The 26,433-nt window shown below is 40.8% G+C and carries 24 protein-coding genes; 15 read left to right on the top strand and 9 right to left on the bottom strand.

The annotated features are described in order from the left end of the window. Positions 1-4: 4 nt before the first annotated feature. Positions 5-1,093: a peptide chain release factor 1 gene (prfA, locus tag GLIP_RS04305; protein WP_008843355.1), complete on the bottom strand. Its 1,089-nt coding sequence runs from the start codon at positions 1,091-1,093 to the stop codon at positions 5-7. 11 nt (positions 1,094-1,104) lie between these two features. After that, entirely contained in the window at positions 1,105-2,367 is a 1,263-nt protein-coding gene (gene hemA, locus GLIP_RS04300; RefSeq protein WP_040521822.1) for a glutamyl-tRNA reductase, read from the bottom strand. Positions 2,368-2,554: 187 nt separating this feature from the next. Between hemA and lolB the strand changes: the two genes are divergently transcribed. The 4 genes from lolB to GLIP_RS04280 all read left to right on the top strand — a co-directional run bounded on the left by lolB (position 2,555) and on the right by GLIP_RS04280 (position 5,644). Continuing rightward, positions 2,555-3,160: a lipoprotein insertase outer membrane protein LolB gene (gene lolB, locus GLIP_RS04295; protein WP_008843352.1), complete on the top strand. Its 606-nt coding sequence runs from the start codon at positions 2,555-2,557 to the stop codon at positions 3,158-3,160. Beyond that, positions 3,160-4,032, top strand: a complete 873-nt coding sequence (ispE, locus tag GLIP_RS04290) for a 4-(cytidine 5'-diphospho)-2-C-methyl-D-erythritol kinase (protein WP_008843351.1) — start codon at positions 3,160-3,162, stop codon at positions 4,030-4,032. The genes lolB and ispE overlap by 1 nt, the downstream gene beginning before the upstream one ends. Positions 4,033-4,138: 106 nt before the next feature. Further along, positions 4,139-5,086: a ribose-phosphate pyrophosphokinase gene (locus GLIP_RS04285; protein ID WP_008843350.1), complete on the top strand. Its 948-nt coding sequence runs from the start codon at positions 4,139-4,141 to the stop codon at positions 5,084-5,086. 156 nt (positions 5,087-5,242) lie between these two features. Next, complete coding sequence (locus tag GLIP_RS04280) at positions 5,243-5,644, top strand: hypothetical protein (RefSeq protein WP_008843349.1); 402 nt, start codon at positions 5,243-5,245, stop codon at positions 5,642-5,644. 80 nt (positions 5,645-5,724) lie between these two features. Here GLIP_RS04280 and GLIP_RS04275 read toward each other — a convergent pair whose 3' ends face one another. Continuing rightward, entirely contained in the window at positions 5,725-7,101 is a 1,377-nt protein-coding gene (locus GLIP_RS04275; protein ID WP_008843348.1) for an amidohydrolase family protein, read from the bottom strand. Positions 7,102-7,339: 238 nt separating this feature from the next. Here GLIP_RS04275 and GLIP_RS04270 point away from each other — a divergent pair, with 238 nt between their 5' ends. From GLIP_RS04270 to ychF, 3 genes are read left to right on the top strand one after another with little or no spacing between them, the layout of a single operon-like run. Then, positions 7,340-7,984 (top strand): 50S ribosomal protein L25/general stress protein Ctc, encoded by a 645-nt coding sequence (locus GLIP_RS04270; protein ID WP_008843347.1) that lies wholly within the window; start codon positions 7,340-7,342, stop codon positions 7,982-7,984. 5 nt (positions 7,985-7,989) lie between these two features. Beyond that, positions 7,990-8,574 (top strand): aminoacyl-tRNA hydrolase, encoded by a 585-nt coding sequence (gene pth, locus GLIP_RS04265; RefSeq protein ID WP_008843346.1) that lies wholly within the window; start codon positions 7,990-7,992, stop codon positions 8,572-8,574. Between the two features lie 47 nt (positions 8,575-8,621). Next, positions 8,622-9,713, top strand: a complete 1,092-nt coding sequence (gene ychF, locus GLIP_RS04260; RefSeq protein WP_008843345.1) for a redox-regulated ATPase YchF — start codon at positions 8,622-8,624, stop codon at positions 9,711-9,713. Positions 9,714-9,784: 71 nt separating this feature from the next. On the opposite strand, the gene GLIP_RS04255 is transcribed toward ychF, so the two are convergent. Beyond that, positions 9,785-10,246 (bottom strand): GNAT family N-acetyltransferase, encoded by a 462-nt coding sequence (locus tag GLIP_RS04255; protein WP_008843344.1) that lies wholly within the window; start codon positions 10,244-10,246, stop codon positions 9,785-9,787. A 156-nt stretch (positions 10,247-10,402) separates the two neighbouring features. Here GLIP_RS04255 and putP point away from each other — a divergent pair, with 156 nt between their 5' ends. The 6 genes from putP to GLIP_RS04225 all read left to right on the top strand — a co-directional run bounded on the left by putP (position 10,403) and on the right by GLIP_RS04225 (position 17,550). Continuing rightward, a complete protein-coding gene (putP, locus tag GLIP_RS04250) occupies positions 10,403-11,914 on the top strand; it encodes a sodium/proline symporter PutP (protein ID WP_008843343.1) in 1,512 nt (503 codons plus the stop codon). Between the two features lie 181 nt (positions 11,915-12,095). Next, the gene (gene cysD, locus GLIP_RS04245; protein ID WP_008843342.1) at positions 12,096-13,010 is read left to right on the top strand and encodes a sulfate adenylyltransferase subunit CysD; all 915 of its coding nucleotides are present in this window, start codon (positions 12,096-12,098) and stop codon (positions 13,008-13,010) included. Next, positions 13,010-13,606, top strand: a complete 597-nt coding sequence (gene cysC, locus GLIP_RS04240; protein WP_008843341.1) for an adenylyl-sulfate kinase — start codon at positions 13,010-13,012, stop codon at positions 13,604-13,606. The genes cysD and cysC overlap by 1 nt, the downstream gene beginning before the upstream one ends. After that, complete coding sequence (cysQ, locus tag GLIP_RS04235; RefSeq protein ID WP_008843340.1) at positions 13,606-14,391, top strand: 3'(2'),5'-bisphosphate nucleotidase CysQ; 786 nt, start codon at positions 13,606-13,608, stop codon at positions 14,389-14,391. The genes cysC and cysQ overlap by 1 nt, the downstream gene beginning before the upstream one ends. Before the next feature lie 3 nt (positions 14,392-14,394). Continuing rightward, positions 14,395-15,804, top strand: a complete 1,410-nt coding sequence (gene cysN / locus GLIP_RS04230) for a sulfate adenylyltransferase subunit CysN (RefSeq protein ID WP_008843339.1) — start codon at positions 14,395-14,397, stop codon at positions 15,802-15,804. An 18-nt stretch (positions 15,805-15,822) separates the two neighbouring features. Then, positions 15,823-17,550: an SLC13 family permease gene (locus GLIP_RS04225; protein WP_008843338.1), complete on the top strand. Its 1,728-nt coding sequence runs from the start codon at positions 15,823-15,825 to the stop codon at positions 17,548-17,550. Positions 17,551-17,701: 151 nt separating this feature from the next. Here the strand turns inward: GLIP_RS04225 and GLIP_RS04220 are convergent, their stop codons facing one another. Next, the gene (locus tag GLIP_RS04220; protein WP_008843337.1) at positions 17,702-18,895 is read right to left on the bottom strand and encodes an ABC transporter permease; all 1,194 of its coding nucleotides are present in this window, start codon (positions 18,893-18,895) and stop codon (positions 17,702-17,704) included. Beyond that, a complete protein-coding gene (locus GLIP_RS04215; RefSeq protein WP_008843336.1) occupies positions 18,895-19,680 on the bottom strand; it encodes an ABC transporter ATP-binding protein in 786 nt (261 codons plus the stop codon). The genes GLIP_RS04220 and GLIP_RS04215 overlap by 1 nt, the downstream gene beginning before the upstream one ends. Before the next feature lie 237 nt (positions 19,681-19,917). Here GLIP_RS04215 and GLIP_RS04210 point away from each other — a divergent pair, with 237 nt between their 5' ends. Beyond that, the gene (locus GLIP_RS04210) at positions 19,918-20,622 is read left to right on the top strand and encodes a Yip1 family protein (RefSeq protein WP_008843335.1); all 705 of its coding nucleotides are present in this window, start codon (positions 19,918-19,920) and stop codon (positions 20,620-20,622) included. Positions 20,623-20,640: 18 nt separating this feature from the next. On the opposite strand, the gene GLIP_RS04205 is transcribed toward GLIP_RS04210, so the two are convergent. Next, positions 20,641-21,525, bottom strand: a complete 885-nt coding sequence (locus GLIP_RS04205) for a DUF3025 domain-containing protein (RefSeq protein ID WP_008843334.1) — start codon at positions 21,523-21,525, stop codon at positions 20,641-20,643. 66 nt (positions 21,526-21,591) lie between these two features. Here GLIP_RS04205 and GLIP_RS04200 point away from each other — a divergent pair, with 66 nt between their 5' ends. After that, a complete protein-coding gene (locus GLIP_RS04200) occupies positions 21,592-23,226 on the top strand; it encodes a M28 family metallopeptidase (protein WP_008843333.1) in 1,635 nt (544 codons plus the stop codon). A 72-nt stretch (positions 23,227-23,298) separates the two neighbouring features. Here the strand turns inward: GLIP_RS04200 and GLIP_RS04195 are convergent, their stop codons facing one another. Together GLIP_RS04195 and uvrB are read right to left on the bottom strand one after the other, a co-directional pair. After that, positions 23,299-24,222, bottom strand: a complete 924-nt coding sequence (locus tag GLIP_RS04195; RefSeq protein WP_008843332.1) for a LysR family transcriptional regulator — start codon at positions 24,220-24,222, stop codon at positions 23,299-23,301. 192 nt (positions 24,223-24,414) lie between these two features. Further along, the gene (uvrB, locus tag GLIP_RS04190; protein ID WP_008843331.1) at positions 24,415-26,433 is read right to left on the bottom strand and encodes an excinuclease ABC subunit UvrB; all 2,019 of its coding nucleotides are present in this window, start codon (positions 26,431-26,433) and stop codon (positions 24,415-24,417) included.

The following is a 26,433-nucleotide window of genomic DNA, read 5'->3' as shown; positions in this document are numbered from 1 at the left end:
GACGTTAATTCTCATCTGACAAAGAGGATAATAAGTCTGCCTGATGCTCTTGGCGAATCGGTTCAAGCAATGCATTTACATCTCCGGCAATCACATCATCAAGTTTATACAAAGTTAAATTGATTCGATGATCAGTGACTCGGCCTTGCGGGAAATTATACGTGCGGATACGTTCAGAACGATCACCACTTCCCACCAAATTTCTACGCGTAGACGCTTCTTCAGCGGTGCGTTTGTCATCTTCGATTTGGTTTAATCTAGATTGCAGAACCGACATCGCTTTGGCGCGGTTTTTGTGTTGCGAACGTTCATCCTGACACTCTACCACTACGCCTGTTGGAATATGAGTTAAGCGAATAGCGGAATCAGTTTTATTAACGTGCTGTCCACCTGCTCCGGACGCTCTAAAGGTATCTATTCGCAAGTCCGCTGGATTAATTTCAATCGCTTCAGATTCAGGAATTTCTGGCAATACTGCGACGGTACAGGCAGACGTATGTATTCTTCCTTGCGATTCTGTTTCAGGCACACGCTGAACTCGGTGTCCGCCAGATTCAAATTTCATGATGCCATACACACCATCACCAATAATGTTAGCCACGACTTCTTTATATCCGCCATGCTCGCCTTCGTTCGCATTGATAAGCTCTAAACGCCAACCTTGGGTTTCAGCATAGCGACTGTACATTCTAAAAAGATCACCAGCAAAGATTGCGGCTTCATCGCCCCCTGCCCCAGCTCGGATCTCGAGAAAACAGTTACTATCATCATTAGGGTCTCGAGGTAGCAACAAAATTTGCAATTCACCCTCTAAACTCTCGATGCTGGCCTTGGCAACTTTATATTCTTCTTGTGCCATTTCACGCATTTCAGCGTCGTCTTCTTGCATCATTTCTTGTGCTGACTGCAAATCGTCTTGTGCTTGCTGATATTGTTGAAACGCTTTAACTACATCTTCTAATTGAGAGTATTCTTTTGATAGCGCTCTGAATTTTTCCTGATCGGCAATAATTTCAGCATTACTTAACAGCGCTTGCACCTCTTCAAATCGTTCGACTAGCGTTTCTAATTTACTGACAACTGAATCTTTCATGGTTTTCCTGTTTATTCTTTTTCGACATCCAGCCCCAATGTATGCCGAAGCAGTGACAAAGTGTCTTGGTCTTGTTCTGATGCAGCACGACTTAGCGCTTTAGTTGGCGCGTGGAGTAACGCATTGGTCAGTTTGTTGGATAATTCTATCACGACTTCTTGCGGATCTTTTCCTTCCGCTAATTGGCTCAGCGCACGCTGCTGCAATTTAACCTTAACGTCATTGTTTTGTTGTCGAAATAATTTAAGCGAATCTATCGATTCTAATGAGTTTTGCCAATTAAAATAGACTTGCGCTTGTTCTTTAATGATCCGTTCGGCGTCTTGCGCTGCTTGATGACGACTAGCCAAGTTTTGTTCAACTATATGTTGTAAATCATCGACCGTATACAAATAGGCATCATCTAAATCAGCGACTTCAGATTCTATATCTCTGGGCACTGCAAGGTCTACAAAGAAAATGGGTTTGTGTTTACGATCTTTAAGCGCACTTTCAACCATCCCTTTACCAATTATTGGCAACGTACTTGCCGTTGAGCTTATGACGATGTCAGCATTATGTAATACATTGGGAATTTGCGCTAACGTGATCACGTTGGCATTAATTTGTTCCGCCAGTTCTTTTCCCCGACTTACAGTACGATTGGCAACCGTGATATTGGAAACTTCGTTATTGGTTAGATGTTTAGCAACAAGTTCTATGGTTTCACCGGCACCTATAAGCAGTACTTTGGTTTTTTTCAGGGAAGAGAAAATTTGTTTCGCCAATTGCACAGAGGCAAACGCTACTGATACAGCGTTAGCACCAATTTCAGTTTCGGTACGAACTTTTTTAGCGACTGAAAAAGTATGCTGGAACAGTTTTTCAAGTTGACTATTTACTGCACCGTAATTTTTTGCGCTGGTATAGGCTTGTTTTACCTGACCTAAAATTTGTGGCTCACCTAACACCAATGAATCCAAACCACTTGCTACCCGCATTACATGCTCGATAGCAGCTTCGTTTTCGAGCAAATAACTATGACAAAGTAATTCTTTGCTATCTATGTTATGAAAGCTCGCAAGCCAATTAAACAGGGAATCTCCAGAAGGTTTGTCTGTAGAAATATACACTTCAGTGCGATTACAGGTAGATAAAATAACCGATTCTTCTGCACCAATTTGCTCTTGCAAAGACGCAAGCGCATCCACCATAGACTCCACGGGAAAGGCAACTTTCTCACGTAAATCTACGGGGGCAGTTTTGTGGTTAATTCCTACAGCAATCAGTGTCATTGAGAAATGGGTGTAAACCGTGCAACATTATTGGGAGCGGCATTGTACGCAAAAGCCAAAACTATTGAAAGTAGTGGAGCTTCTGTGTTCCCATATAAAAAACAATCCGACTCGTTTTTTGCCTTGAGCAAAATTGAAATCTAGTTGGAATATCAAACACTGGGTAACCCCTAAATCGGCGCTTTGTATGAAATCATGTAATATTATTTGGGTGTATTTAGCCATACTACTTTTGTCTGGCTGCGTATCCTCCACCAAAATTAATCAAAGTGTTGATAGCGATTATCACCAGCAACAACTCACTGCATTAACTCACTGGAAAATTAAAGGCCGCTTAGCATTTCAAAGTGAAGAAGAAAAAGTGAGTGCCTATATGAACTGGCATCAACAAAACAAAGACTTCGACTTGCAGCTAAACACCTTTATTGGCACCAGTATATTGAAAATGCATGGTGAAGAGAGTTTTGCTTGGCTAGAAGTAGATGACCAAACCTTTATAGATAACAATGCAAACGAACTAATATTACAGGTAACCGGCTGGAATATTCCGGTTGAGCGATTGGCCTTATGGGTAAAAGGGCAACATACCGAAGCCGACAATGTCGTTTTTGACGATTTTGGTTTGGTTAGTACGTTAGAGGCAAAATGTAGAAAATGTGCGCCTTGGACACTTTCTTATTCGAATTATAAAAAAGTGGAGGAACTATGGTTACCTCACTCCATTCAATTGGTAAATACGCAAAATGCGATGAATCAAATAAAAATTAAAATTTCTTCTTGGCAAAAATTATAATGATAAAACCAACGCTCCCAACGCAATGGTGGCCTAGCCCCGCTAAATTAAATCTATTTCTGCATATAACCGGACGAAACCCAAAAGGCTACCATCTGCTACAAACATTGTTTCAGTTAGTCGATATCGGTGATGAACTCGCCTTCGAGATTACCGATGTCGGTAAAATATCCCTGCAAACCGCACTTTCTGGGGTAGAAGAAAAAGACAATCTTATATTTAAAGCAGCACAAAAATTACAACAATTTTCAGGTTGTAAATTAGGTTGTAAAATATGGTTAAAGAAAAAATTGCCAATGGGAGGCGGCATTGGCGGCGGATCATCAAATGCGGCAACAACATTAGTCGCATTAAATGCATTGTGGAATACTAAACTCAATGAAGCTGAACTAGCGCAAATCGGTCTCACCTTAGGTGCAGATGTGCCAATATTTATTCATGGTAAAACGGCATTTGCCGAAGGTGTCGGCGAACAGATAACCTCGACAACGCTTCCCGAAAAAACCTATTTGATTGTTTTTCCCAACTGTCATGTATCTACTGCAGAAATATTTGCCGCCGACGATCTTCCTAGAAATTCTGCTAAAATACAGTGGCAAGATTATAATTTTGCTGAAACTCGTAATGATTGCCAAAAAATCGTCTGTGATCGTTATCCTAAAGTTGCAAATTTATTACGGCAGTTGTTAGAATACGCGCCGTCGAGAATGACAGGAACAGGAGCATGTTTATTTTCTGTTTTTGACAGTTTTGACGAAGCGGAACAGGTTAAACGAAGCTTGCCTGAAGATTGTCAGGCATTTGTCGCAAAAGGTATCAATACATCACCCTTATATGAGTATTTAACTAAAGTGCAATTAACCTCGGCCTAACCGCTGACAAACGCAATCTAGTCTATGCTCTCAGCGGCCCTGAAACGCGATGAATCAATGTTACACATTGATTGCCCTTAACACTTTCGCACTGAGGAAATTTCTTGTGCCGGACATGAAGCTTTTCGCTGGTAACGCTGTACCAGAACTCGCCCAAAAAGTTGCAGACAGACTTTACACTAAACTTGGCCACGCTAGTGTTGGTCGCTTCAGTGATGGTGAAATAAGCGTTGAAATCCATGAAAACGTACGTGGATCAGACGTTTTTATAATTCAATCAACTTGCGCTCCTACTAATGATAATTTGATGGAATTGATCGTAATGATCGATGCCTTACGACGCGCGTCAGCGGGTCGTATTACTGCAGTAATTCCGTATTTCGGGTACGCTCGACAAGACCGAAGAGTTCGCTCTGCTCGTGTACCTATCACCGCCAAGGTAGTAGCTGACTTTTTATCTAATGTAGGCGTTGATCGCGTGTTAACAATCGACTTGCACGCTGAGCAAATCCAAGGTTTCTTTGATGTACCTGTGGACAATGCGTTTGGTACACCTATTTTATTGGATGATATGCGTCGCCGTGATTTCCACAACCCAGTAGTAGTATCTCCTGATATTGGCGGTGTGGTCAGAGCGCGAGCTATGGCAAAACTGTTAAATGATACAGACTTAGCTATTATCGATAAACGTCGTCCTAAAGCCAATGTTGCACAAGTTATGCACATTATAGGTGACGTAAATGATCGTGATTGTATTATCGTAGATGACATGATTGATACAGGCGGTACGTTAGGTAAGGCCGCTGAAGCGCTAAAAGCGCATGGAGCAAGAAATGTCTACGCGTATGCAACGCATGCTATTTTCTCCGGCAATGCGGTAGAAAACATTCAAAATTCAGTGATCGATGAAATTATCATTACCGATAGTATTCCATTGGAAGATGACATCAAAGCGCTAAGCAGAGTGAAACAGTTAACGCTGTCGAATATGCTGGCTGAAGCAATACGCAGGGTAAGTAACGAAGAATCAATTTCGGCAATGTTCGAATACTAATTTTCAAACAACTCGTTACGAAAGGCCGCACGATTATGAAATCGCGCGGCTTTTTTTATGCACTAATTGCAAACTTCTGGGTCGAAGTGATACTACTCGTATAAATAAGCGAAACATGATTCAATGTAAATCAATCCACAGACTTGTGAGGTAGAAATGAGGTTTTTACACTATTTTGTTACCGTGCTTTTTATTGCTGGGTGTTCTGGTACAGATACAGCCGATTCAAAGCAAGAATTACCCACTGAAGCTAACGCAAAGGTGCAAAAGAACAATCGATCTGATGCTCCACAAGAGGACACTGAAATGCTGACCATAACAGGCACCATTGTACATAAGAATTTGGAAGGCGGATTTTTTGGTTTAGATGCAAATGATGGTAAAAAATACATGCCTAAAGGAATGAATAAAGAATTATTGCGCCATGGCATGATAGTGCAAGTTAAAGGCTACGTATTAAGCGACGTTTTGACCTTTCAACAGTATGGTGAAGTATTAAAAGTCGTAGAAGCAATAAAAGTTGACGACAGCAATACTGATCACAATGACACTTGGTAGATCTACTCGATTTAGTGACTCTGCAAAGCAACGCGCGGGCTAAAATTATTAAGCGCGTTGCCTCGGGATTCATCGACTAATCAGTTTAAATTTTCTTCCACTGGCACTCCGTCCATTTTGTAAACTGTTCCATTTTTCATTACAAAATCAACTCGTTGCAATAAGTTAATATAGCGTAAAACATCGCCATGAACGGCAATTATATCAGCGGCTTTACCGGCTGACACCGTCCCTGTCTTGTCCCCTACTCCCATCATCACTGCAGGCCAATAAGTGGCTGCACGAATAGTATCCATTGGACTAATATTCATCTGTTCAACCCACACAGCCATTTCATTCCACGTACTTTGACAATGAAATTTCGCTGGAATACCGCTGTCGGTGCCGACCAAAAACACGACCCCAGCTTCACGTAACTGTGCAATTTTACGTTTTAAGGTGGGTTTACGTAATGGTGTTAGTTGCATGTATTCTAACTGTCCAACATTTTGTAATGATGACTTGATGTCTTCAATCGTGTCTTGTTTTAAACCGCGCTTCCAACATTGGCTGTCTAATTTTTCAGGGTTGGCAACCGTCGCCGGATAATTCCATAAACCTTCAACAGTGGGTGTCCAGAATAACGGCCCACCGGCTACTCTGCCAGTGGCGGTGCGCTCTTTTAATAAACGCATGATATCTTCAGGATATTCAGGCGAAGTGGTCAATCCGGTATGTTCAAAATTATCGACACCTATCTCCAGACCTCGTCTAATTTCGTCCGGGCGGTGTGAGTGTGCGACCACTTTAAGGCCGCGAGCATGGGCTTGATCAACAATGGCTTGCGCTTCTTCTAAGGTCATTTTGTCATGATCAATGAGCTTAATGATATCCATTCCTGCATCAGCCAGTTTATTAACTTTTTGTTTTGCGTCACGAACGCCTTTTATTCCCCAACGAAATTGTTCCGTGCCAGGATAGGCTTCGTGCTGCAAAAAAGGACCTGAAACATATAGATTTGGTCCGGGAATTTCGCCATTCTCAATGCGTTTTTTAACACTGACAGTATCGTCTAACGCCGCGCCTAAATCTCGTGCACTTGTGATACCGGCAAGTAATAACTGGACAGCACTGGCAGGCATTATCTCATCTGCCAAGCGATTTACATAAGCCTTATCCCAATGCACATAATCTGAATGACCGTTTAACATCAAATGTGCATGGTTCTCCCAAAGTCCAGGTAATACATCCATGCCATCTGTAGAGATCACCTCGTACCCCTCTGGTACGACTAACGTATCAACGCTTCCAACCTGCTGAATAATACCGTCTTTAATTAAGATGACGCTGTTTGCAATTGGCTGATGCCCAAAACCATCAATCAAACGGCCTCCTACTAAAGCGGTTTGTTCTGCCATTGCAAGTGGAATAGACAAGCTGACACACAAAATCAGCCAACAACGCTTAAATCGACACATACTTATTATTTCCTTGAGTCTAAAGTAGTCATAAAAAGTTAATCTAACGTATTTATGTAAGTCGTACAAAATGTTAATAATCCTGCATAATTAACACCCCCTAAAGCTTGTTAAGTAGACAGCCTAATGGTAGACTTCGCCGCCCGTTTTTATTGGGTTGCAAGATAACCTTGCGTTTATGTAGATTCTGGTCGCAAGAATTTACAATATTTAATTTTAAATTTGGAGTTCCAAAAAAATGTCTGATGCAATTTTCAACTTGGATGCAGAAGTACGTTCTGACTTGGGGAAAGGTGCGAGCCGCCGCCTACGTCGTGAAGACAAAGTTCCTGCTATCCTATACGGTGCTGGTAAAGACCCAGTATCTCTAACGCTTGCTCATAATAAAGTAATTCAAGCACAAGAATTCGAAGCATTTTATAGCCACGTTCTTACCCTTAATATTGCTGGTGAGAAAGTAGATGCGTTAGTAAAAGACATGCAGCGTCACCCTTACAAGCCTAAAGTAACGCACATCGATTTCTTACGTGTTGATAAAAACAAAGAAGTTACAACTAACGTACCTCTTCACTTTATCAACGAAGAAAAAGCTGACTCAATCAAAATTCATGGTGGCCATGCAGAACATCACATGAATGACGTTGAAATTACTTGTTTACCAGGTGTTCTTCCTGAGTTCATCGAAGTTGACTTACAAGCTGTTGAATTAGGTCAAACTGTTCACTTGTCTGACTTAGTTGTTCCAGAAGGTGTGACTTTAGTTGAATTGGCTAAAGGTGAGTCACATGACTTAGCTGTAGCAACAATTAAGACAGCTAAAGGTCCAAGCGTTGAAGAAGAAGCTGAAGAAGGCGATTCTGAAGAAGCTGCATCTGAGGAATAAGTTGCTTGTCTGATATTCAACTTATTGTGGGCCTGGGTAATCCAGGCCCCGAATATCAAAACACTCGCCACAACGCCGGTACCTGGTTTGTTGAAGCTCTGGCGAAACAATTTGGGTGCACGCTCAAATTAGAAAATAAATTTTTTGGATATACTGGCCGTGTTACCTTTGCCGGACAGGATATCAGATTACTGATCCCCACCACTTATATGAACAAAAGTGGTCAGGCAGTGTCCGCTCTGAGCAGTTTTTACCGCATTCCCCCTGAAAATATACTCGTAGCCTTTGATGAACTTGATTTGCCACCCGGCATTGTCAAATTTAAAGTAGGTGGAAGTTCGAGTCAGAACGGAATAAGAGATATTGTTGCCAAGTTAGGTAATTTTAAAGATTTTTTACGCTTACGCATTGGTATAGGTCATCCGGGTGAGAAATCACGTGTGACAGGCCACGTATTGGGTAAAGCGTCGCAACAAGATCAAGAAAAGATGAATGCAGCTATCGACGAAGCTATACGCTGCACTGAAATATTATTAAAAGATGATTTGAAAAAGGCGATGAACCGCCTGCATTCATTCAAAGCAGAATAGTTAAGAGCGCCGGTGAAACTGAGCGCTAAATAGTTTAAGGAACACTAATGGGTTTTAAATGTGGAATTGTTGGTTTGCCCAACGTAGGAAAATCAACCTTGTTCAATGCGTTAACGAAAGCCGGTATTGAAGCCGCTAACTTTCCGTTTTGTACAATTGAACCCAATACCGGTGTTGTACCTGTGCCTGACGAACGCCTAACAGCACTCGCCGATATTGTAAATCCACAACGGGTAATTCCCACCACCATGGAATTTGTTGATATAGCAGGATTGGTTGCAGGAGCATCAAAAGGCGAAGGCTTAGGCAATAAGTTCTTGGCGAACATCCGTGAAACAGATGCTATTGGTCACGTTGTACGCTGCTTTGAAAACGACAACATTGTACACGTAGCAGGGCGCGTAAACCCGCAAGACGATATCGACGTCATCAATACAGAATTAGCCTTATCCGATCTTGAAACCGTTGAAAAAGCGTTATTAAGAGTGGCAAAAAAAGCTAAAAGTGGTGACGCAGACGCCAAATTTGAAATGAAGGTGCTGGAAAAAATTAAACCAGCATTAGACGAAGGTACATTGCTGCGCGCAGTTAAGTTAGAAAAAGAAGAGTTAGCTGCCATCAGTTATATGAACATGCTAACACTTAAGCCAACCATGTATGTTGCAAATGTAAACGAAGACGGTTTTGAAAATAACCCTTACTTAGATCAAGTGCGTGCAATTGCAGAGCAAGAAAATGCGGTTGTGGTTGCGGTTTGTGCTGAAATTGAATCTGAAATCGCCGAATTAGACGAAGAAGAAAAAACAGAATTTATGCAAGAGTTAGGTTTAACAGAGCCAGGCTTAAACCGCGTTATTCGTGCAGGATATAGTTTGTTGACCTTACAAACCTACTTTACAGCTGGTGTAAAAGAAGTACGTGCCTGGACCTTCCCAGAAGGCTCTACTGCACCTCAGGCAGCAGGCAAGATACATACAGATTTTGAAAAAGGTTTTATTCGCGCAGAAGTTATTGGCTACGATAATTATGTTGAATTTAAAGGTGAGCAAGGCGCAAAAGACGCAGGTAAATGGCGTTTAGAAGGCAAAGATTACATAGTTAAAGACGGCGATGTGATCCATTTCCGATTCAATGTTTAATACGATCTCAAACTAACCTTTAGTATACGTATCTGAATAGGCCCCAACGCGGGCCTATTTTTTATATAACCTCATATATCTCGTCGTAACTCCATGTCGACATGGTCGATTCCGCCATCATCGTAAACATCACCACAGGCCTTGAACCCCCACTTAGCGTAAAAATCGGCGACATCGACTTGTGCAGATAATGAACATTGAGTAATTCCAAACTCCGCCGCAGCATGCTCCAATAGTTTGTCCATCATTTTGGCGGCTAACTTTTTTCCGCGTGCGTTTGGATCGACAACGACACGTTCTATTTTAGCGTAAGCTGTTTTAGGTTCGAGCTGCTCAATGAATCGCAATCTTGCATAAGCCATTAACTGCTTATCTGCAGAGATAACACAAAGGTGCTGAGCCTGTTGATCGAGATTATCAATATCTTCGTAAAAACTTTTCTGCTCCAACATAAACACCTGCTGCCGCAAGCGCAAAATCTGATACAACTGGGATAGATTTAAATCGGCAAAAGAGTAAAAGCAGTAATCCATATAATTTTTAACTCTGTAAATAATGTCTGAAAGAATGAGACAACTGTATTTATATTTTTACAGCTAACCAAGGTAGCCCCTAGTATGACATCGCTATGCTTGTTAGCATAGATCCACTAATACTGAGACAAATATTAATAACTTAAAGGATTTTCAATGGAATTAGGCACACTCATCTCGTTAACGTTGTATTTTATCGTGATGCTTGGAATCGGTCTCTACGCGTTTAAAGAGTCAACCTCTGACATGACAGAATACATGTTAGGAGGGAGAACCTTAAGCCCAAAAGTGACAGCACTCTCGGCAGGCGCGTCAGATATGAGTGGATGGATGCTAATGGGCGTCCCCGGTGCCATGTATGTATCTGGTTTATCCAGTATTTGGATTGCGGCAGGTTTAACCATAGGCGCATTCCTTAATTATATTTTAGTTGCGCCGCGCTTACGGGTTTACACCGAGGTAGCCAATAATTCGATTACCCTCCCCGATTATTTTGAAAACCGCTTTGAAGACAAAAGTCGGTTATTACGGGTTATTTCTTCTGTGGTTATCATCGTATTCTTTACGCTTTATACCTCCAGTGGTGTCGTGGCAGGCGGCAAACTGTTCGAGTCATCTTTTGGCTTAACCTATGAAACAGGCTTATATGTTACTGCAGGTGTAGTAGTCGCTTATACCTTGTTTGGTGGATTCTTAGCGGTCAGCATGACTGACTTTGTGCAAGGCTGCATCATGTTTGTATCACTTGTGATGGTGCCTATCGTTGTGTTGTTCGAAGTTGGTGGAATTAACGAAGTGACACAACAAATTTCTAATGTCAGTGAAAATATGATGAGCTTGTGGGTAGATGCTTCCACCGGGCAGGCTCTGTCTGCAATTGGTATTATTTCCTTACTTGCATGGGGGTTAGGTTATTTTGGTCAACCACATATTATTGTCAGGTTTATGGCGATTCGCGATGTAAAAGACATGAAAGTGGCTAGACGCATTGGTATGAGTTGGATGATAGTTTCTCTAGCTGGTGCTGTCGCGACCGGCTTGTTCGGCTTAGCTTATATGACTAAAACACAAGGTGGTATTGAAGATCCGGAAACCATTTTTATTGTTTTATCACAATTACTATTTAATCCATTTGTAGGTGGCTTTTTACTCGCAGCTATCCTTGCCGCCATTATGAGTACCATCTCTTCTCAATTGTTGGTCACTTCCAGTTCCTTAACTGGCGACTTTTATCAAGCATTTTTACGCCGCGGTGCCAGTCAAAAAGAATTAGTAATGGTAGGACGTCTTTCGGTAGCCTTAGTGGCTTTTGTAGCCGTGTTACTGGCTTACGATAGAGATAGCACTGTATTGACGCTAGTAAGTAATGCTTGGGCAGGATTTGGTGCCGCATTCGGACCATTAGTAATTATTAGCTTGTATTGGAAACGCATGACCTTTGCGGGCGCATTAGCCGGCATGATTACTGGTGCCATCACCGTTTTAATCTGGGTGTTTGCCGACTTAACAATTGATGGACAACCTTTGAGTGCGGTGATTTACGAAATAGTCCCTAGATTTATTGTAAGCTGTATATTTACTGTCGTGGTTAGTTTAATGACAGCAAAACCTAAAGAGACCATCTGTGATACATTCGAAGAAGTTGAACGGGAATTTGACAAGGTTTAAACAACAGCCTGCGATTTACACGTTTCAAACGGGGTGTTAACACCCCGTTTACTAATGCTTTTTTTAAACCATTTTGTTGCTAGATATAGAAAATGGTCATACTCATTTCGAAAAAAAATATGTTATTGTTCTATGCATATAATTATTTTATCTAACGTTTGATTTTACATGGAAATAATACATGACTAACTCCATCCCCTCAGTAACGCATTTAAAACAGCTTGAGGCTGAAAGTATTCATATTTTCAGAGAAGTTGCCGCTGAATTCGATAATCCTGTAATGCTATATTCGGTAGGAAAAGATTCTTCAGTTCTGTTGCATCTAGCACGTAAAGCATTTGCTCCAGGCAAAATTCCATTTCCATTGTTACACGTAGATACCACTTGGAAGTTCCGCGAAATGATTGAGTTTCGTGACAAAATGGCCGAAAAGCATGACCTAGACTTATTAGTTCATATCAACCAAGAAGGGGTTGATATGGGTGTAGGTCCTTTCTCTCATGGTAGTGCTAAACATACTGACATTATGAAAACGGCCGGTTTAAAACAAGCGTTAAACAAATATAAATTCGATGCGGCTTTTGGTGGTGCACGTCGAGATGAAGAAAAATCACGTGCAAAAGAAAGAGTTTACTCTTTCCGTGATGATAACCATCGTTGGGATCCTAAAAATCAACGTCCTGAACTTTGGAATATCTATAATTCACAAATTAACAAAGGCGAAAGTATCCGCGTGTTTCCTATGTCCAACTGGACGGAGTTGGATATTTGGCAATACATTTATTTAGAAAATATCGAAATTCCTTCTTTGTATCTCGCCAAGCCTCGCCCGGTTGTTGAGCGTGATGGGATCTTGTTTATGGTTGACGATGACCGTATGCCGTTAGAAGAAGGTGAAGTACCACAAATGAAATCGGTACGATTCAGAACGTTAGGCTGTTACCCGTTAACTGGTGCTGTTGAATCTACCGCAGATACTTTGCCAGAAGTCATTCAAGAAATGTTACTGACCAAAACGTCTGAGCGTCAAGGCCGTGTGATCGACCATGACTCTTCAGGTTCTATGGAGAAGAAAAAAATGGAGGGATATTTCTAATGGCCAACAATATTGTATGGCATCAACACGAGGTTGATAAAAACCGCAGAGCTGAAGCCAAAAAACAAAAACCTTCAGTTATTTGGTTAACTGGATTAAGTGGCTCAGGCAAATCTACCATAGCTAACTTGCTTGAAAAGAAATTAACCGAAGCAAATAAACATACTTATTTGCTAGATGGCGATAATGTTCGTCACGGACTTTGCGGTGATCTAGGATTTAGTAACTCTGATAGAGTAGAAAATATACGTCGAATTAGTGAAGTCGCTAATTTATTTGTCGACTCCGGCCTTATTGTGCTGACTGCTTTCATCTCTCCTTTTAAAACTGACCGTGATTATTGTCGCAGTTTATTGGCTGAAGGTGAGTTTATAGAAGTATTTGTAGATACTCCTCTGGAAGTTTGTGAGCAGCGAGACCCTAAAGGTCTTTATCAAAAAGCCCGTCAAGGTGATATCAAAGACTTTACTGGAATTGATTCAGCTTACGAAACCCCAGAAAATCCAGAAATACATTTAACCTACTCTGGGCAAACTGCAGAAGAATCTGCTGAATTGTTGTTTAACATGTTGCAGGAAAAAGGATTTTTAGACTGATGTTTGAGCATGCTTTAGCTACTCAAGTTGCTGAAATCAGCCATAAAGCGGGCGCAGCAATTTTGGAAATCTATAAAAAAGATTTTGCGATATACGAAAAGTCAGATGAAAGCCCGTTAACAGAAGCTGACTTAGCGGCCCACCATATTATTGTTGATGGGTTAAAAGAAATTTCAGAATTGCCTATATTGTCTGAAGAATCGGCCAGTATTAACTGGAAAACCAGACAAACATGGAAAGACTACTGGTTAGTCGATCCTTTGGATGGCACCAAAGAATTCGTCAAGAAAAATGGTGAGTTTACTGTCAATATCGCGTTAATAAGCAATGGAAAACCCGTCTTAGGCGTTGTCTATGCACCGGTGTTAAATGCCACCTATGTCGGCGTTGATGGATTAGGAGCTTATAAAATTGATGGCGGAGAAATTAACGATATAAGCGTAAAACCGCATCAAGATGGTGAAACTTGGCAAGTTGTAGGAAGCCGCTCACATCAAAGTCCAGAAATAAAATCTTTGCTTGAATCACTGCCGGGAGAGACCGAGTTGGTGGCCATGGGAAGCTCTTTAAAACTGTGCTTAGTTGCTGAAGGTAAAGCGCATCTTTACCCTAGATTAGGCCCTACATCAGAGTGGGATACAGGTGCAGCACACGCTGTAGTTGAAGCCGCGGGCGGTAAAGTAACCGTTATCGATGCTGACAACCCATTGAATCCTGAAGCTCCCCCTTTACGTTACAATCAAAAAGATTCTGTATTAAACCCTTATTTTTTGGTGAGTTGCTAAATTATGAATAGCGAAAACACATTATTACAACAAGATATTCTTTCTTACCTTGATCAACATGAGAAAAAAGACCTACTTCGTTTCCTGACCTGCGGTAGCGTTGATGATGGTAAAAGTACGCTAATCGGTCGCTTATTACACGACTCTAAAATGATCTATGAAGATCAGTTAGCCGCGATCACCAAAGACAGTAAAAAAGTCGGTACCACTGGAGAAAAAGTTGACCTAGCATTGTTGGTTGACGGACTGCAGTCAGAGCGGGAGCAAGGCATAACTATCGATGTTGCCTACCGGTATTTTTCCACTGATAAGCGTAAATTTATCATTGCTGATACCCCGGGACACGAACAGTACACTCGAAATATGGTGACTGGTGCATCTACATGTCAGATGGCAATAATCTTAGTGGATGCGCGTGCGGGAGTAAAAACCCAAACTCGTCGTCACTCCTTCTTAGTCTCGTTGTTGGGTATTAAACACGTCATTGTTGCCATTAACAAAATGGATTTAATGGACTACAGCCAAACTGTTTTTGAACAAATCAAACAAGATTACCTAGAGTTTTCAAAGCGTTTGGATATTCCAGATATCAGCTTTATTCCGTTATCTGCACTTGATGGGGACAACGTAGTGAACAAGAGCGAACATACGCCTTGGTACACGGGTGACACCCTAATGACGGCATTAGAAAACATCGAAATTGGCAAAGACTTGAACTTACAAGATTTCCGCTTTCCAGTACAATATGTGAACCGTCCACACCTTAACTTCCGTGGGTTCGCAGGCACCGTCGTATCTGGTCAAATCGAAGTTGGCGATAAAGTTACTACGCTACCTTCAGGCAAACAATCTAAAGTAAAGTCGATTGTTAATTTTGAAGGTGAACAAGCACTTGCGCATGCCCCCTTAACAACAACTATCACCTTAGAAGATGAGATTGATATCTCACGGGGTGACATGATTGTTAAGTCTGACAATATGCCTTTACATGGAAATATCTTTAAAACTCATCTGGTTTGGATGGATGAAGATGCCATGATCCCTAATAAGCAATATGGCTTCAAGTTCGCAACTAAGTTTGTTCCTGGTTCCATTACCAACATCGATCATTTGATTGATGTTAACACTATGGAAAGAGCAGAAGCGGTCCATTTAAATTTAAACGAGATTGCTGTTGCTAACATTAAGTTGACGCAATCAGTAGCCTGTGACCCTTATACCAAGAATCGTGCTACAGGTGCATTTATCATCATCGACAGAGTCACTAATGGCACTGTAGGTGCTGGGATGATTATTGAGCAAGGTAAAGATACCAAAAATAACAATCAGTTCTCGGAATTTGAAATTGAGTTTAATGAGTTAGTTAGAAAGCACTTCCCACATTGGAATGCTACCGATATAACTAAATTATAATTTCTCGATTTCCCGACTGTGGATATTAATCAAGTTGCTGTTTTAGCGATTTTTTTCGCGACAATTGCGGCGCTTATCATTTCTGATAAGCGCCCTTCTTCTGTGTTCGCAGCGTCAACGTTAGGATTAATGCTCAGCGGCCAGATTTCGTTTTCAGATGTTGCAAATAACCTGACAAACGAAGGTTTGCTTACGCTTATTCTGCTCTTACTGGTTAGTACAGCCGTTGATAAAACGTCATTAATCAAAAACTTGGGTCGAAAACTGATAACGGCGAGCTTTAAAGCCAGTTATTGGCGATTATTCGGACTTACGTTCGCATCTTCTGCAATGCTAAACAACACAGCGGTTGTAGCCAGTATGATTGCGCCGATAAGTCAGAACCAACATCACCCTGCTTCAAGGCTACTGATACCCCTCTCCTATTCAGCTATTTTAGGCGGAACAGTCACTTTAATTGGTACTTCTACCAACTTAATTGTTGATAGCTTCCTAATTGAGCAAGGCCATCCCGGGTTTCAGTTTTGGGACTTTACTTTGTATGGCTTAATTGCAGGTTTAAGCTGTGGCTTATTAATGTTCTTGTTAACGCCAATATTACCCAAAATCGAGACCCGCAAAGGTAAGTTCCAATATTATTTTATTGAAGCTGAAGTTGTTGCCGACTCAGAATTGATCGGTAAAACCGTTGAACAAAATCATTTGCGTAATTTACCTGAATTGTTTTTAGTCGAAGTGATTCGCGATGGCCAATTGATTAGCCCGGTCACGCCTGATTTAATGATTCAGGAACAGGATAAACTGATATTTTCAGGCAATATAAAAAATGTAGACAGCCTATCGCATATTAAAGGGCTGGAGTTATTTGCAGAAACCGACGGATTGTTACGGGATAATCTAACCGAAGTCATCATCTCAAACCGTGCCCCTATTATTGGTAAAACCCTCAAAGCAGTAGGATTTAGAGCTCTGTTCGATGCAGCTGTTGTAGCGATACGTAGAGACGGTGAACAATTGTCAGGTAAACTTGGAGAGATAAAATTACAAGCAGGTGATTTTCTTCTCTTAGCCACAGGACAAGACTTCGAAACGAGGCACAATTTAACCAAAAACTTCTTTATTCTCTCAGAACAAAAAATTTCTACGCGCTTAAATAAAATTCAAGAAACCGTTACCTTGGGTGGATTTTTATTAACGATTTTATTAGCTGCAACGTCGGTAATCGGGCTAGCCACCGGACTTTTATTTTTTATGGCTGTTTTAATCGTGTTTGGCGTGATTAGCAATTCTGAAATGAAACGAAATATACCGATAAATTTAGTGATCGTAATTGTAGGTGCATTAAGTTTAGCATCTGCTTTACAAGCATCCGGCGTGATAGATTTAATCACCGGTTCGCTGAAACCTTATTTAAGCGATAGTAGTCCGTTTATTGCCTTACTTGTGGTCTACGGCTTAACCTTGTTGCTGACTGAATTGGTAACTAATAATGCTGCAGCAGCACTTATGTTCCCGTTTGCCTACGGCGTGGTACAAATGCTAGGTGTACCGCTAATGCCGTTTGCGTTAGCTGTGGCTTTTGCCGCCAGTGCTAGCTTCTTATCCCCATATGGTTATCAAACCAATCTACTGGCATTTAACGCTGCCAATTATAAATTCAAACATTTTATTCATTTCGGTTGGCCAGTTTCATTGCTTTACTCAAGCATAGTTCTGGGCTTGTTGAAATATACATACGATTTATAACGAGACGGGTTAATAATGAAGAAAATGCTGCTGTGCAGAGCCCAAACAGCATTCTTAAATTGGTTTTAACCGATTGACCAAACTCAAATATCCATATTTGAGTTTCGCTAACTACAAAACAAAGTCAGTATAAAAAGTGCGGTTGCTGCATTTACCTAAACAACACTTTTTCTTTGTTGAACCAGTATATACAAAATGCCAAAAGCCCCGTCGCGATTAATGCCGTTGACCCGAATATAGCGATCAGTTGAAAATAATCCATTGTACCTTTTATTAGTTCTTTAATAGCCAACGCAACGTTGGTTAAGGGTACCCATGCCCAAACACCTTTTAGTTCGACGCCAGGTGCCATAGCTAAAAAGATAGGTACAAAGAGTAACATCATCAAGGTCCCCATATAGCTTTGTGCTTCTTTGTAGCTCTTCGCATAAATAGACAAACTTAATAAAATTGATGCAAAAATTGCGACTACTGGGACAAGCATTAAAAACATCAGAATAAAATCGACAGAACCAATTGAAGACATAAATGCGACGACAAATTCAATTGCCATACCCTGACTTAAAATCAATCCCCACAATGCCAAACTGGTCACCGTAATTAAGGCTGAAGTGAGCCCCGCAAATGCGATCGTTAGAAACTTTCCCAACACCAATTTGTAACGTTCGATTGGTGAGATTAATAAGGTTTCCAATGTTCCCCTCTCCTTCTCACCTGCGCCTAAATCGGCGGCTGGAAACATCGCGCCTTGTAAGCACAAAATGAAAATAAAGTAAGGAATTAACCCACCTATTTTTTCCCCCCAGTTTTCACGGGTATCAGCGGTGTTCACTTTTTCCAAAATAATCGGTTTTAGCAATGCAATTTGCTGGTCTTCAGAAAGACTTAATTGTGAAAAAGCGGTTTGCCTTAGTAATTTAACTTGAGCGTCAACAATATCATTTACCCGATTAAATACTCGGTTTAAACCCGAATCATTGAGGTGCAATTTAATTAATGCCTGTCCAGATTGCAAAATATCGTTAGAGTAATTTGCTGGGATCTCCAATATAAAATCTACGGTTTGCGACTTAATTAACTCTTTATAATCAGCGTCTTGCTCTATTTCAACGCGCGCAAAGCCTTCAGTTTTTAACATTTCCGTGTCAATATTGGGCGCATATTGCCCGCCTACTAACGCATAATTTAACACCTTATTTTGTGCTTCTGTCGCTGCGCTGTGGGCAAAATAAATGGCTACTCCTGCAAACGCAGGCATCACTAAAATGGGCACGGCAATCATAAAAAATAAGGTTTTTTTGTCTCTGACTAATTCTTTAATCTCTTTTAAAAACACCAACCACATTATAATTCTCCCTGTTGAATAGTGGCTAAGAACGCACCATGCAAGTTTCCATCTTGTGCTTGATTTTTAAACTCTTGCAAACTGCCATCAAATTGACTGATACCTTTATCTATCACTGTTACTCGATCACAAAGCTCTTCCACTTCACCTAAATGATGGGTGGAAAAAATCACCGGAACCTTGCTCTTTTTCAAGCTGCGAATAAAATCAAGCACAGTTTGCGTAGCCATAATATCTAAGCCTGTGGTAGGTTCATCCAAAATAACCACTTCCGGATTATGAACCACAGCTCGTGCAATTGAGGTTTTTTGCTTCATACCTGTAGAAAAAGTTTCACTGCGTCTGTCTAAAAAAGATTCCATTTCTAACATTGTCGATAATTCACTTATACGACTTTCAATCCCTGATTTACTCATACCATGCAGTTGTCCAAAATATTCTATATTTTCACGTCCGGTCAAACGGCCATATAGCCCCGTTGAACCAGATAAGAAACCGATTTTTTGTCGTGCCAACAAGGGATTTTTCAATACATTAACGTTGTTAATGTCAACGCTTCCTTGATCGGGCTGCAATGCGGTAGACAACATCCTCAAGGTGGTCGTTTTACCTGCTCCATTTGGCCCCAATAATCCTAAGACTTCTCCCTGATTGACTTTAAATGACACATCTAAAACAGAGTGAAAAAAGCGCCCTTTAAGTCTTGGATCTTTCTTTTCTTGTTCGCTGAGCTTTTTTGGATTCTCTACGGCAAACTTTTTAGCTAAGTTTTTAATCTCTATCATTACGTTTCCCTGATATTTTAAGCCTGCTAAACCGTGTAATTTTTATACGCCAACCAAATCGACATATCACTATAGGTTGAGGTATCTTTTACATGTACTTTTCTTGTAGTGTATAACTTACTGGATTTATTACATATAATTTAAAAAGATTATTACAATTCAATTTAAATTGATGAAATTCAACCGATTTACATTTAACCAAAATGAAAAATCTAACCAAATAAGAGTGATAAAGTAATGCAACCAACTAACCCGCTACAAGCATGTTTACAAATATTCAGCAAACCCAGTGGCGTGTTCGATGCAATCAACCAACGTAACAATTGGTCGTGGATACCGTTTATTTTGGTTAGCATTTTTACCCTATCACCCATTTATATGTATTTTAATTTTGTCGATTTTGATTGGTATCGCGAATTTACCGTTAATAGCGTTGCAGGGGATCTAAGTCCAGCGGAGCAAAATAATATTCGAGCGCAATTTAAACCCCAGTTTTTAGTCATTGGGATGTTAATTTTTGCTTTTATGTTCCAAGTTATCATTAATTTAGTCTTGGCCGCTTATCTTAATTTAATGGCTAAATCTGATGAAGAGTGTGTAAATGAGTTTACTGACTGGTATGGGTTTACTTGGTGGGTTTCATTACCTTCTATAATCGGTTTTATCGCTGCCATTGTTGTCATAACTTTCACCGGTGACAATCAAATGCCGTTAGGCCATCTCAATCCGCTAGCGATGTCTTATTGGTTAAATATAGATGACAATTCCAAGTGGTTTGGACTCGCTAACCTTATAAAACCCGAATTATTTTTAAGTGTTTATTTGATAGCAGTTGGGCTGAGTCGTTGGACAACATTCAACAGCACTAAAATTTATGTGGTCGCAATTGCACCTTTTGCGCTATTAATTGGACTGTGGTGTTTATTGCTATTATTGAATTGAATTGAATTCTGTAACCTGTCATTTATTCGATGTGCGTAAAGGTCTGAAGTACGATTCATTCATGTAGAAGTGTTCGTTTTCATTTTCAGAAAACCAACCAGGAATACCCAACAAAGGTAATGGAGGCAATTTAGCGGTTGCAGCAATACAATTCTTTGTGCTCAAACTTTCAAATAAAGCGGAATCTAATTTGTCCAATTGTGCTGCATAACCCAAATTGAAAAAATCGTCTTCGACAATAACAGCTATCCATTTACCGGTTAGCCCTAAAAATGGATTCATCAACATTTCATAATTAGCGTGTCCGAAAACAAAGGGTTTAATTTTCTGAGTTTGTCTTTGCGTTTCTACTACTTTGTTTGCGCTAGCATTTAACCAAAGATGACGATTACGGACAAAAACATTCTGCCATTCATGGCGCATAAGTTGTTCACACAATTGCTGCTTAGACACCGCTAAAACCACACCACACTCGTCAAATAAGGTAATTTGATTGCGTCTTTGCGTACGCGGCGTCAAACCATGGTTTTGAATATCTTCGACATGCCATTGATTTAACAATGACTTGGTTTTGGGAAAACTTAACCAAATCAATCCATTAAATAGATCATGCCAGGAATTGGCACGTGTTGGGATTACTTTATCTTGAAAGATTATCGTTTCGTAATACGAATCTGTTTCAACCATTGAATCCTGACATTGGAAACACTTGCTAAACTCAGAACCAGCATGTTGTTGCTCGCTAAGCCTATTTTTTAATGTATTGAGCGTGTTTGCCTGCAATAAAGCATCATATTCAGTTAACCTGTAACGCTGTTCAAGTTCAGTAAATGGTTGTCTATCTGCAAGCGCTGTCCACAATTCGTGGCAATCTTGCAATGATGGAAGGTTAACAGAAGTCATTGTTCACTAGAGTCTTGTTGATGGATTTCTTATACTGGGCGCAAATGTAATAATAAGAGTGACAATATGCAATCTAGACAGGTAATTTTAGTGCTAATTCTTTCGATATTTGGATTAGCCAGTTGCAAGCAACTTCCCAACAGCAACAGCCCCAAAAGTAACTTCCAAGATGTTTACGATAACATCAGTGAGCAAGAAATAAAGCAGCATGTTAAAACCATTTCCTCTGATGAATTTGAAGGTCGAGCACCGACATCTGCAGGCGAAACAAAAACCTTAGAATATTTGGTAAACAACTTCAAAGCGCTTGGATTCCAGCCAGGCAACGGCAACAGCTATCTTCAAGCCGTTGAATTGATGGAAATAACGGCTGATCCCAACATGCAATTACGCATGGGCTCAAATACGTTTGAATACCAGAAAAATATGGTAGCATCGTCTAAACGCGAAACGCCTGAGGTAAACCTAAACGATTCTGACATCGTTTTCGTTGGATATGGTGTTAATGCACCTGAATATGATTGGAACGATTACGAAGGTCTGGATGTTAAAGGTAAAACGGTGGTTATTTTAGTTAATGATCCCGGTTTCGAAAATCCTGACAGTGGCAAGTTCCAAGGTAAAACCATGACGTATTATGGTCGCTGGACTTATAAATACGAGGAAGCGAGCCGTCAAGGAGCAGAGGCAGCCATTATCGTGCATGAAACCGCACCAGCATCTTATGGTTGGTCAGTTGTTTCGAATAGCTGGAGTGGCCCTCAATACAGTCTTGCATCTAAAAACGGGAATGCAGACAGAGTAGCTATCGAAGGTTGGATAAGCTTAGAAGCAGCAAATAAAGTATTTGCAGAAGCTGGACTCGATTTCAATGCAGAAAAAGCCAAAGCTATGCAAGGCTCTTATTCTAAGGCATTAGGTACAACAGCCTCTATTACAGTTAACAGCAAACTCAAAAAATCGGTCAGCAATAACGTTATTGCTACGCTTACGGGCAGTGTGTCACCCGACGAGCACATCATTTATTCCGCGCACTGGGATCATCTTGGTAAAGATAGCAGTTTAAAAGGTGATCAAATTTATAATGGTGCTCACGATAACGCGACTGGCGTTGGCGCTAGTCTAACCATGGCTAAAGCTTTTTCTGAGCTTTCTATTCGCCCTGCTCGTTCTATTACATTTTTAATTGTAACTGCAGAGGAACAAGGTTTATTAGGCTCTAAGTACTATGCAGAGCACCCCATAATTCCCACAGACAAAACAGTAGCCAATTTGAATATGGATGCGTTGAATGTGTTGGGTAGAACCAAAAACGTCGCTGTAGTTGGCATGGGTAAATCTGAGCTAGAACAATATCTTGAAACCGCTGTAGCAAAACAAGGCCGCGTTCTTACCCAAGAAGATAGGCCAGAAGCCGGTTTATATTATCGTTCTGACCATTTTAGCTTTGCTAAAAAAGGCATCCCCGCGTTATATGCAAAAGGGGGTAATCAACCTATTGATGAGGCAACAGCAAACTATCGTAAGCGCGCAAATGTAATAGTGAAAGCGTGTTATCACCAAGTGTGCGATCAATTCAGAGAAAATTGGGATTTCGGTGGCATCAAAGAAGATACCCAAATGTTATTTGATGTTGGTTACAACATTGCCAACTCGAATGATTGGCCTAAGTGGAGCGAAACCAGCGAGTTCCAGCGTTAATACATAGGTTTTATCATACCAATTAAAAATGCCAGCATAATGCTGGCATTTTTTATATTTGTTGAATTAAGCTCATTTCTGACTTTCTTTGATAAAGTAACTCAATTCTTTAATGCAATGACGAAGCACCGGATTTAAGCGAGTGTTTTTACCGTTCATAACAAACAATTCATGACTAAATTCAAACATTTTACCACCGCCAACAGGCACTAGACCTAAGCCAGCGCCTTGTTCTTTAGTCATGTAATCTGGCAATAAACCGACATATTCACCAGTCATAATCGCAGACATACATCCGTCAAACGAATCGGAGAATGTTTGAATCGCCAAACGACTTTCATCTTGAATATAGTTGGCAGACGATAAACCAGAAATACCGATTGCAGGGTAATCTCCAATTTTGACCCCGGCAGGCAATCCTTCTTTATATTTTGCTAACGGGTGTGAAGGTGCGCAATACAAACGTCCTAAACAGGTATGATTGACCGAATGAAATGTTACAGACTCAGGCTTGACCATATCATACGTCGATATAACCAAATGACATTCACCTGACAAGGCGACATGTTCTACTTCGTTATACAGGCGTGTTTGAATGTTGACGTGAATGTCATCAAACTTTTTCATGGTACTTTTTACGGCTTTACTCACTGCCAAATGCATCGAAAGTGGTAATCCAGCCATTAATACCAATGTAATATGCCCAGAGTAATCGTCATGTAAGCTTTTGAGATTAAATACAAAGTTATCAAAAGCATTGAAAATTCGTTTAGTTTCCTGAAAAACCACCTCACCTTCTTTGGTCATCTGAAAACCGCCCCGACCTCGATGACAAAGTACTAAGTCTAACCGTTCCTCAAGCTTTTTGATGGCCGCACTAATATTAGGACGCTGCATACGCAGCACTGGCTCAGCTGCGGTAAAGCCATTGCACGACGCAACAGCATAAAAAACACGTAACAATTTTATGTCTGATTCTTGTAAGCGGTTTAACATAAAAACACCATATTAAGGTATGGAAATAGATACTATATTGGCTATATTAGGCAAGGCGCTGCGGTATTACAATCTTTTATTACACTTTATTGATGCATTATTTTACCCGGCCCAACAGCTGTTATTAGGAATGCTTTGCCGGGCCTATTTAATATGAGCGTTTTTTTGAATAAGAACTAGTTAATTACATTATTACGATAATTTCACACTTTGCTCACGAAGCTGCTCTACTTCGTCACGCAGGCTGGCGGCCTTTTCAAATTCCAGCTCTCTTGCTGCGGTAAACATTTGTTTTTCCAACTCCGCGATTTTGGCCATAATCTCGGTTGCAGACAGGGCTTTGTAGCTCTTATTCGCTTCGGCAATTTTTCGCAATTTGACCTTGCCGCCCACATCTACAGAATTGCCCTCTCCAATATCCATAATGTCGGTAATAGGTTTATTTAACTGTGTTGGCTTTATGCCATGCTCAATATTATGTTGATGTTGCTTTTCACGTCGTCGTTGAGTTTCATCCATTGCTCGTTGCATTGAACCGGTAATCCGATCTGCATATAGAATGGCTTTACCATTAAGGTTCCTGGCAGCACGTCCCATTGATTGTATGAGTGAGCGGTCGGAGCGTAAAAAGCCTTCTTTATCTGCATCAAGGATAGCAACCAAAGATACCTCTGGCATATCCAATCCTTCGCGCAGTAAGTTAATCCCAACCAGCACGTCGAATTTACCTAAACGCAAATCACGAATGATTTCGATCCGTTCCACAGTATCAATATCAGAGTGCAGATAACGCACGCGAATGCCATGCTCATCTAAATAGTCGGTTAGATCTTCGGCCATCCGTTTGGTTAGTGTGGTTACCAACACTCTTTCATTTTTGGCTACCCGCAGATTTATTTCCGACATCACATCGTCTACTTGTGTCGCTACGGGCCGAACTTCAACTTCCGGATCAAGTAAGCCTGTTGGTCTAACAACCTGTTCAACAATATCATCCCCGGATTTTTCGATTTCATATTTTCCAGGAGTCGCAGATACATAAATAGTTTGTGGTGAAATTTGTTCAAATTCTTCAAATTTTAATGGACGATTGTCTAATGCTGAAGGCATTCGAAAGCCGAACTCCACTAAGGTTTCTTTGCGTGATCGGTCCCCTTTGTACATAGCGCCAATTTGCGAAACCGTAACGTGCGATTCATCCACAAACAATAATCCATCTGCAGGAAAATAATCCAGTAGCGTCGGGGGTGGTTCACCCGGAGCTCGTCCAGAAAGGTAGCGTGAGTAGTTTTCAATACCAGAACAGTAGCCTAGCTCCTGCATCATTTCGATATCAAACTGAGTTCGTTGTGTAATACGTTGTTCTTCAACTAATTTATGAACAGATTTTAATTGTTCTCGTCGCTCTTTGAGCTCTTGTTTGATGTGTTCAATCGCTTCTAAGATTTTTTCTCTGGGTGTCACATAATGAGTTTTTGGAAAGACAGTTGCTCGCGTGACCGTTTGTTCTACGCTACCGGTGAGAGGATCGAATAAACGAATAGCGTCAATTTCCTCATCAAATAACTCTACTCGAATCCCCTGTTTCTCTGAATCTGCAGGAAAAATATCGATGACGTCACCGCGCACTCTAAACGTACCACGTTCAAATGAAACGTCGTTACGCGAGTATTGTAACTCAGCTAAACGACGTAATATCGCACGCTGATCCATTAAATCCCCTTGACGCAAATGCAAAAGCATTTTCATGTAGGACTCTGGATCACCCAAACCGTAAATAGCCGATACACTAGATACTATAATAACGTCACGTCGTTCCATTAACGATTTAGTCGCGGACAAACGCATTTGTTCAATATGATCATTGATAGAGGAGTCTTTTTCTATAAATGTATCCGTGCTGGGTACATAGGCTTCAGGCTGATAATAGTCGTAATAAGAAACAAAGTATTCCACCGCATTGTTGGGAAAAAACTCCTTCATTTCGCCGTATAACTGCGCCGCTAAGGTTTTGTTGTGGGCAAGAATTAACGTCGGCCTTTGTACTTTGGATACGATATTAGCCATCGTGAACGTTTTACCCGAGCCTGTTACTCCCAACAACGTTTGGTTGGCTAAACCGCATTCTAGCCCGTCGACTAATTTTTCAATGGCTTGCGGTTGATCACCGGCAGGTTTGTATTTAGAGGCTAGTTCGAATACTCGACTCAA

The organism is Aliiglaciecola lipolytica E3 (assembly GCF_000314975.1).
GTDB lineage: Bacteria > Pseudomonadota > Gammaproteobacteria > Enterobacterales > Alteromonadaceae > Aliiglaciecola > Aliiglaciecola lipolytica.
Note: the sequence above shows the minus strand (reverse complement) of the source record. Positions and strands in the feature narration are given on the sequence as shown.

Bases quoted from the DNA above. Each gene is read 5' to 3' on its own strand.
- GLIP_RS04195 (WP_008843332.1), bottom strand. From the start codon at position 24,222: ATGTTAAACCGCTTACAAGAATCAGACATAAAATTGTTACGTGTTTTT.
- cysD (WP_008843342.1), top strand. From the start codon at position 12,096: ATGACTAACTCCATCCCCTCAGTAACGCATTTAAAACAGCTTGAGGCT.
- GLIP_RS04205 (WP_008843334.1), bottom strand. From the start codon at position 21,525: ATGACTTCTGTTAACCTTCCATCATTGCAAGATTGCCACGAATTGTGG.
- cysN (WP_008843339.1), top strand. From the start codon at position 14,395: ATGAATAGCGAAAACACATTATTACAACAAGATATTCTTTCTTACCTT.
- GLIP_RS04215 (WP_008843336.1), bottom strand. From the start codon at position 19,680: ATGATAGAGATTAAAAACTTAGCTAAAAAGTTTGCCGTAGAGAATCCA.
- GLIP_RS04220 (WP_008843337.1), bottom strand. From the start codon at position 18,895: ATGTGGTTGGTGTTTTTAAAAGAGATTAAAGAATTAGTCAGAGACAAA.
- putP (WP_008843343.1), top strand. From the start codon at position 10,403: ATGGAATTAGGCACACTCATCTCGTTAACGTTGTATTTTATCGTGATG.
- GLIP_RS04200 (WP_008843333.1), top strand. From the start codon at position 21,592: ATGCAATCTAGACAGGTAATTTTAGTGCTAATTCTTTCGATATTTGGA.
- GLIP_RS04255 (WP_008843344.1), bottom strand. From the start codon at position 10,246: ATGGATTACTGCTTTTACTCTTTTGCCGATTTAAATCTATCCCAGTTG.
- GLIP_RS04210 (WP_008843335.1), top strand. From the start codon at position 19,918: ATGCAACCAACTAACCCGCTACAAGCATGTTTACAAATATTCAGCAAA.
- GLIP_RS04270 (WP_008843347.1), top strand. From the start codon at position 7,340: ATGTCTGATGCAATTTTCAACTTGGATGCAGAAGTACGTTCTGACTTG.
- ispE (WP_008843351.1), top strand. From the start codon at position 3,160: ATGATAAAACCAACGCTCCCAACGCAATGGTGGCCTAGCCCCGCTAAA.
- GLIP_RS04280 (WP_008843349.1), top strand. From the start codon at position 5,243: ATGAGGTTTTTACACTATTTTGTTACCGTGCTTTTTATTGCTGGGTGT.
- cysQ (WP_008843340.1), top strand. From the start codon at position 13,606: ATGTTTGAGCATGCTTTAGCTACTCAAGTTGCTGAAATCAGCCATAAA.
- GLIP_RS04275 (WP_008843348.1), bottom strand. From the start codon at position 7,101: ATGTGTCGATTTAAGCGTTGTTGGCTGATTTTGTGTGTCAGCTTGTCT.
- ychF (WP_008843345.1), top strand. From the start codon at position 8,622: ATGGGTTTTAAATGTGGAATTGTTGGTTTGCCCAACGTAGGAAAATCA.
- prfA (WP_008843355.1), bottom strand. From the start codon at position 1,093: ATGAAAGATTCAGTTGTCAGTAAATTAGAAACGCTAGTCGAACGATTT.
- hemA (WP_040521822.1), bottom strand. From the start codon at position 2,367: ATGACACTGATTGCTGTAGGAATTAACCACAAAACTGCCCCCGTAGAT.
- lolB (WP_008843352.1), top strand. From the start codon at position 2,555: ATGAAATCATGTAATATTATTTGGGTGTATTTAGCCATACTACTTTTG.
- cysC (WP_008843341.1), top strand. From the start codon at position 13,010: ATGGCCAACAATATTGTATGGCATCAACACGAGGTTGATAAAAACCGC.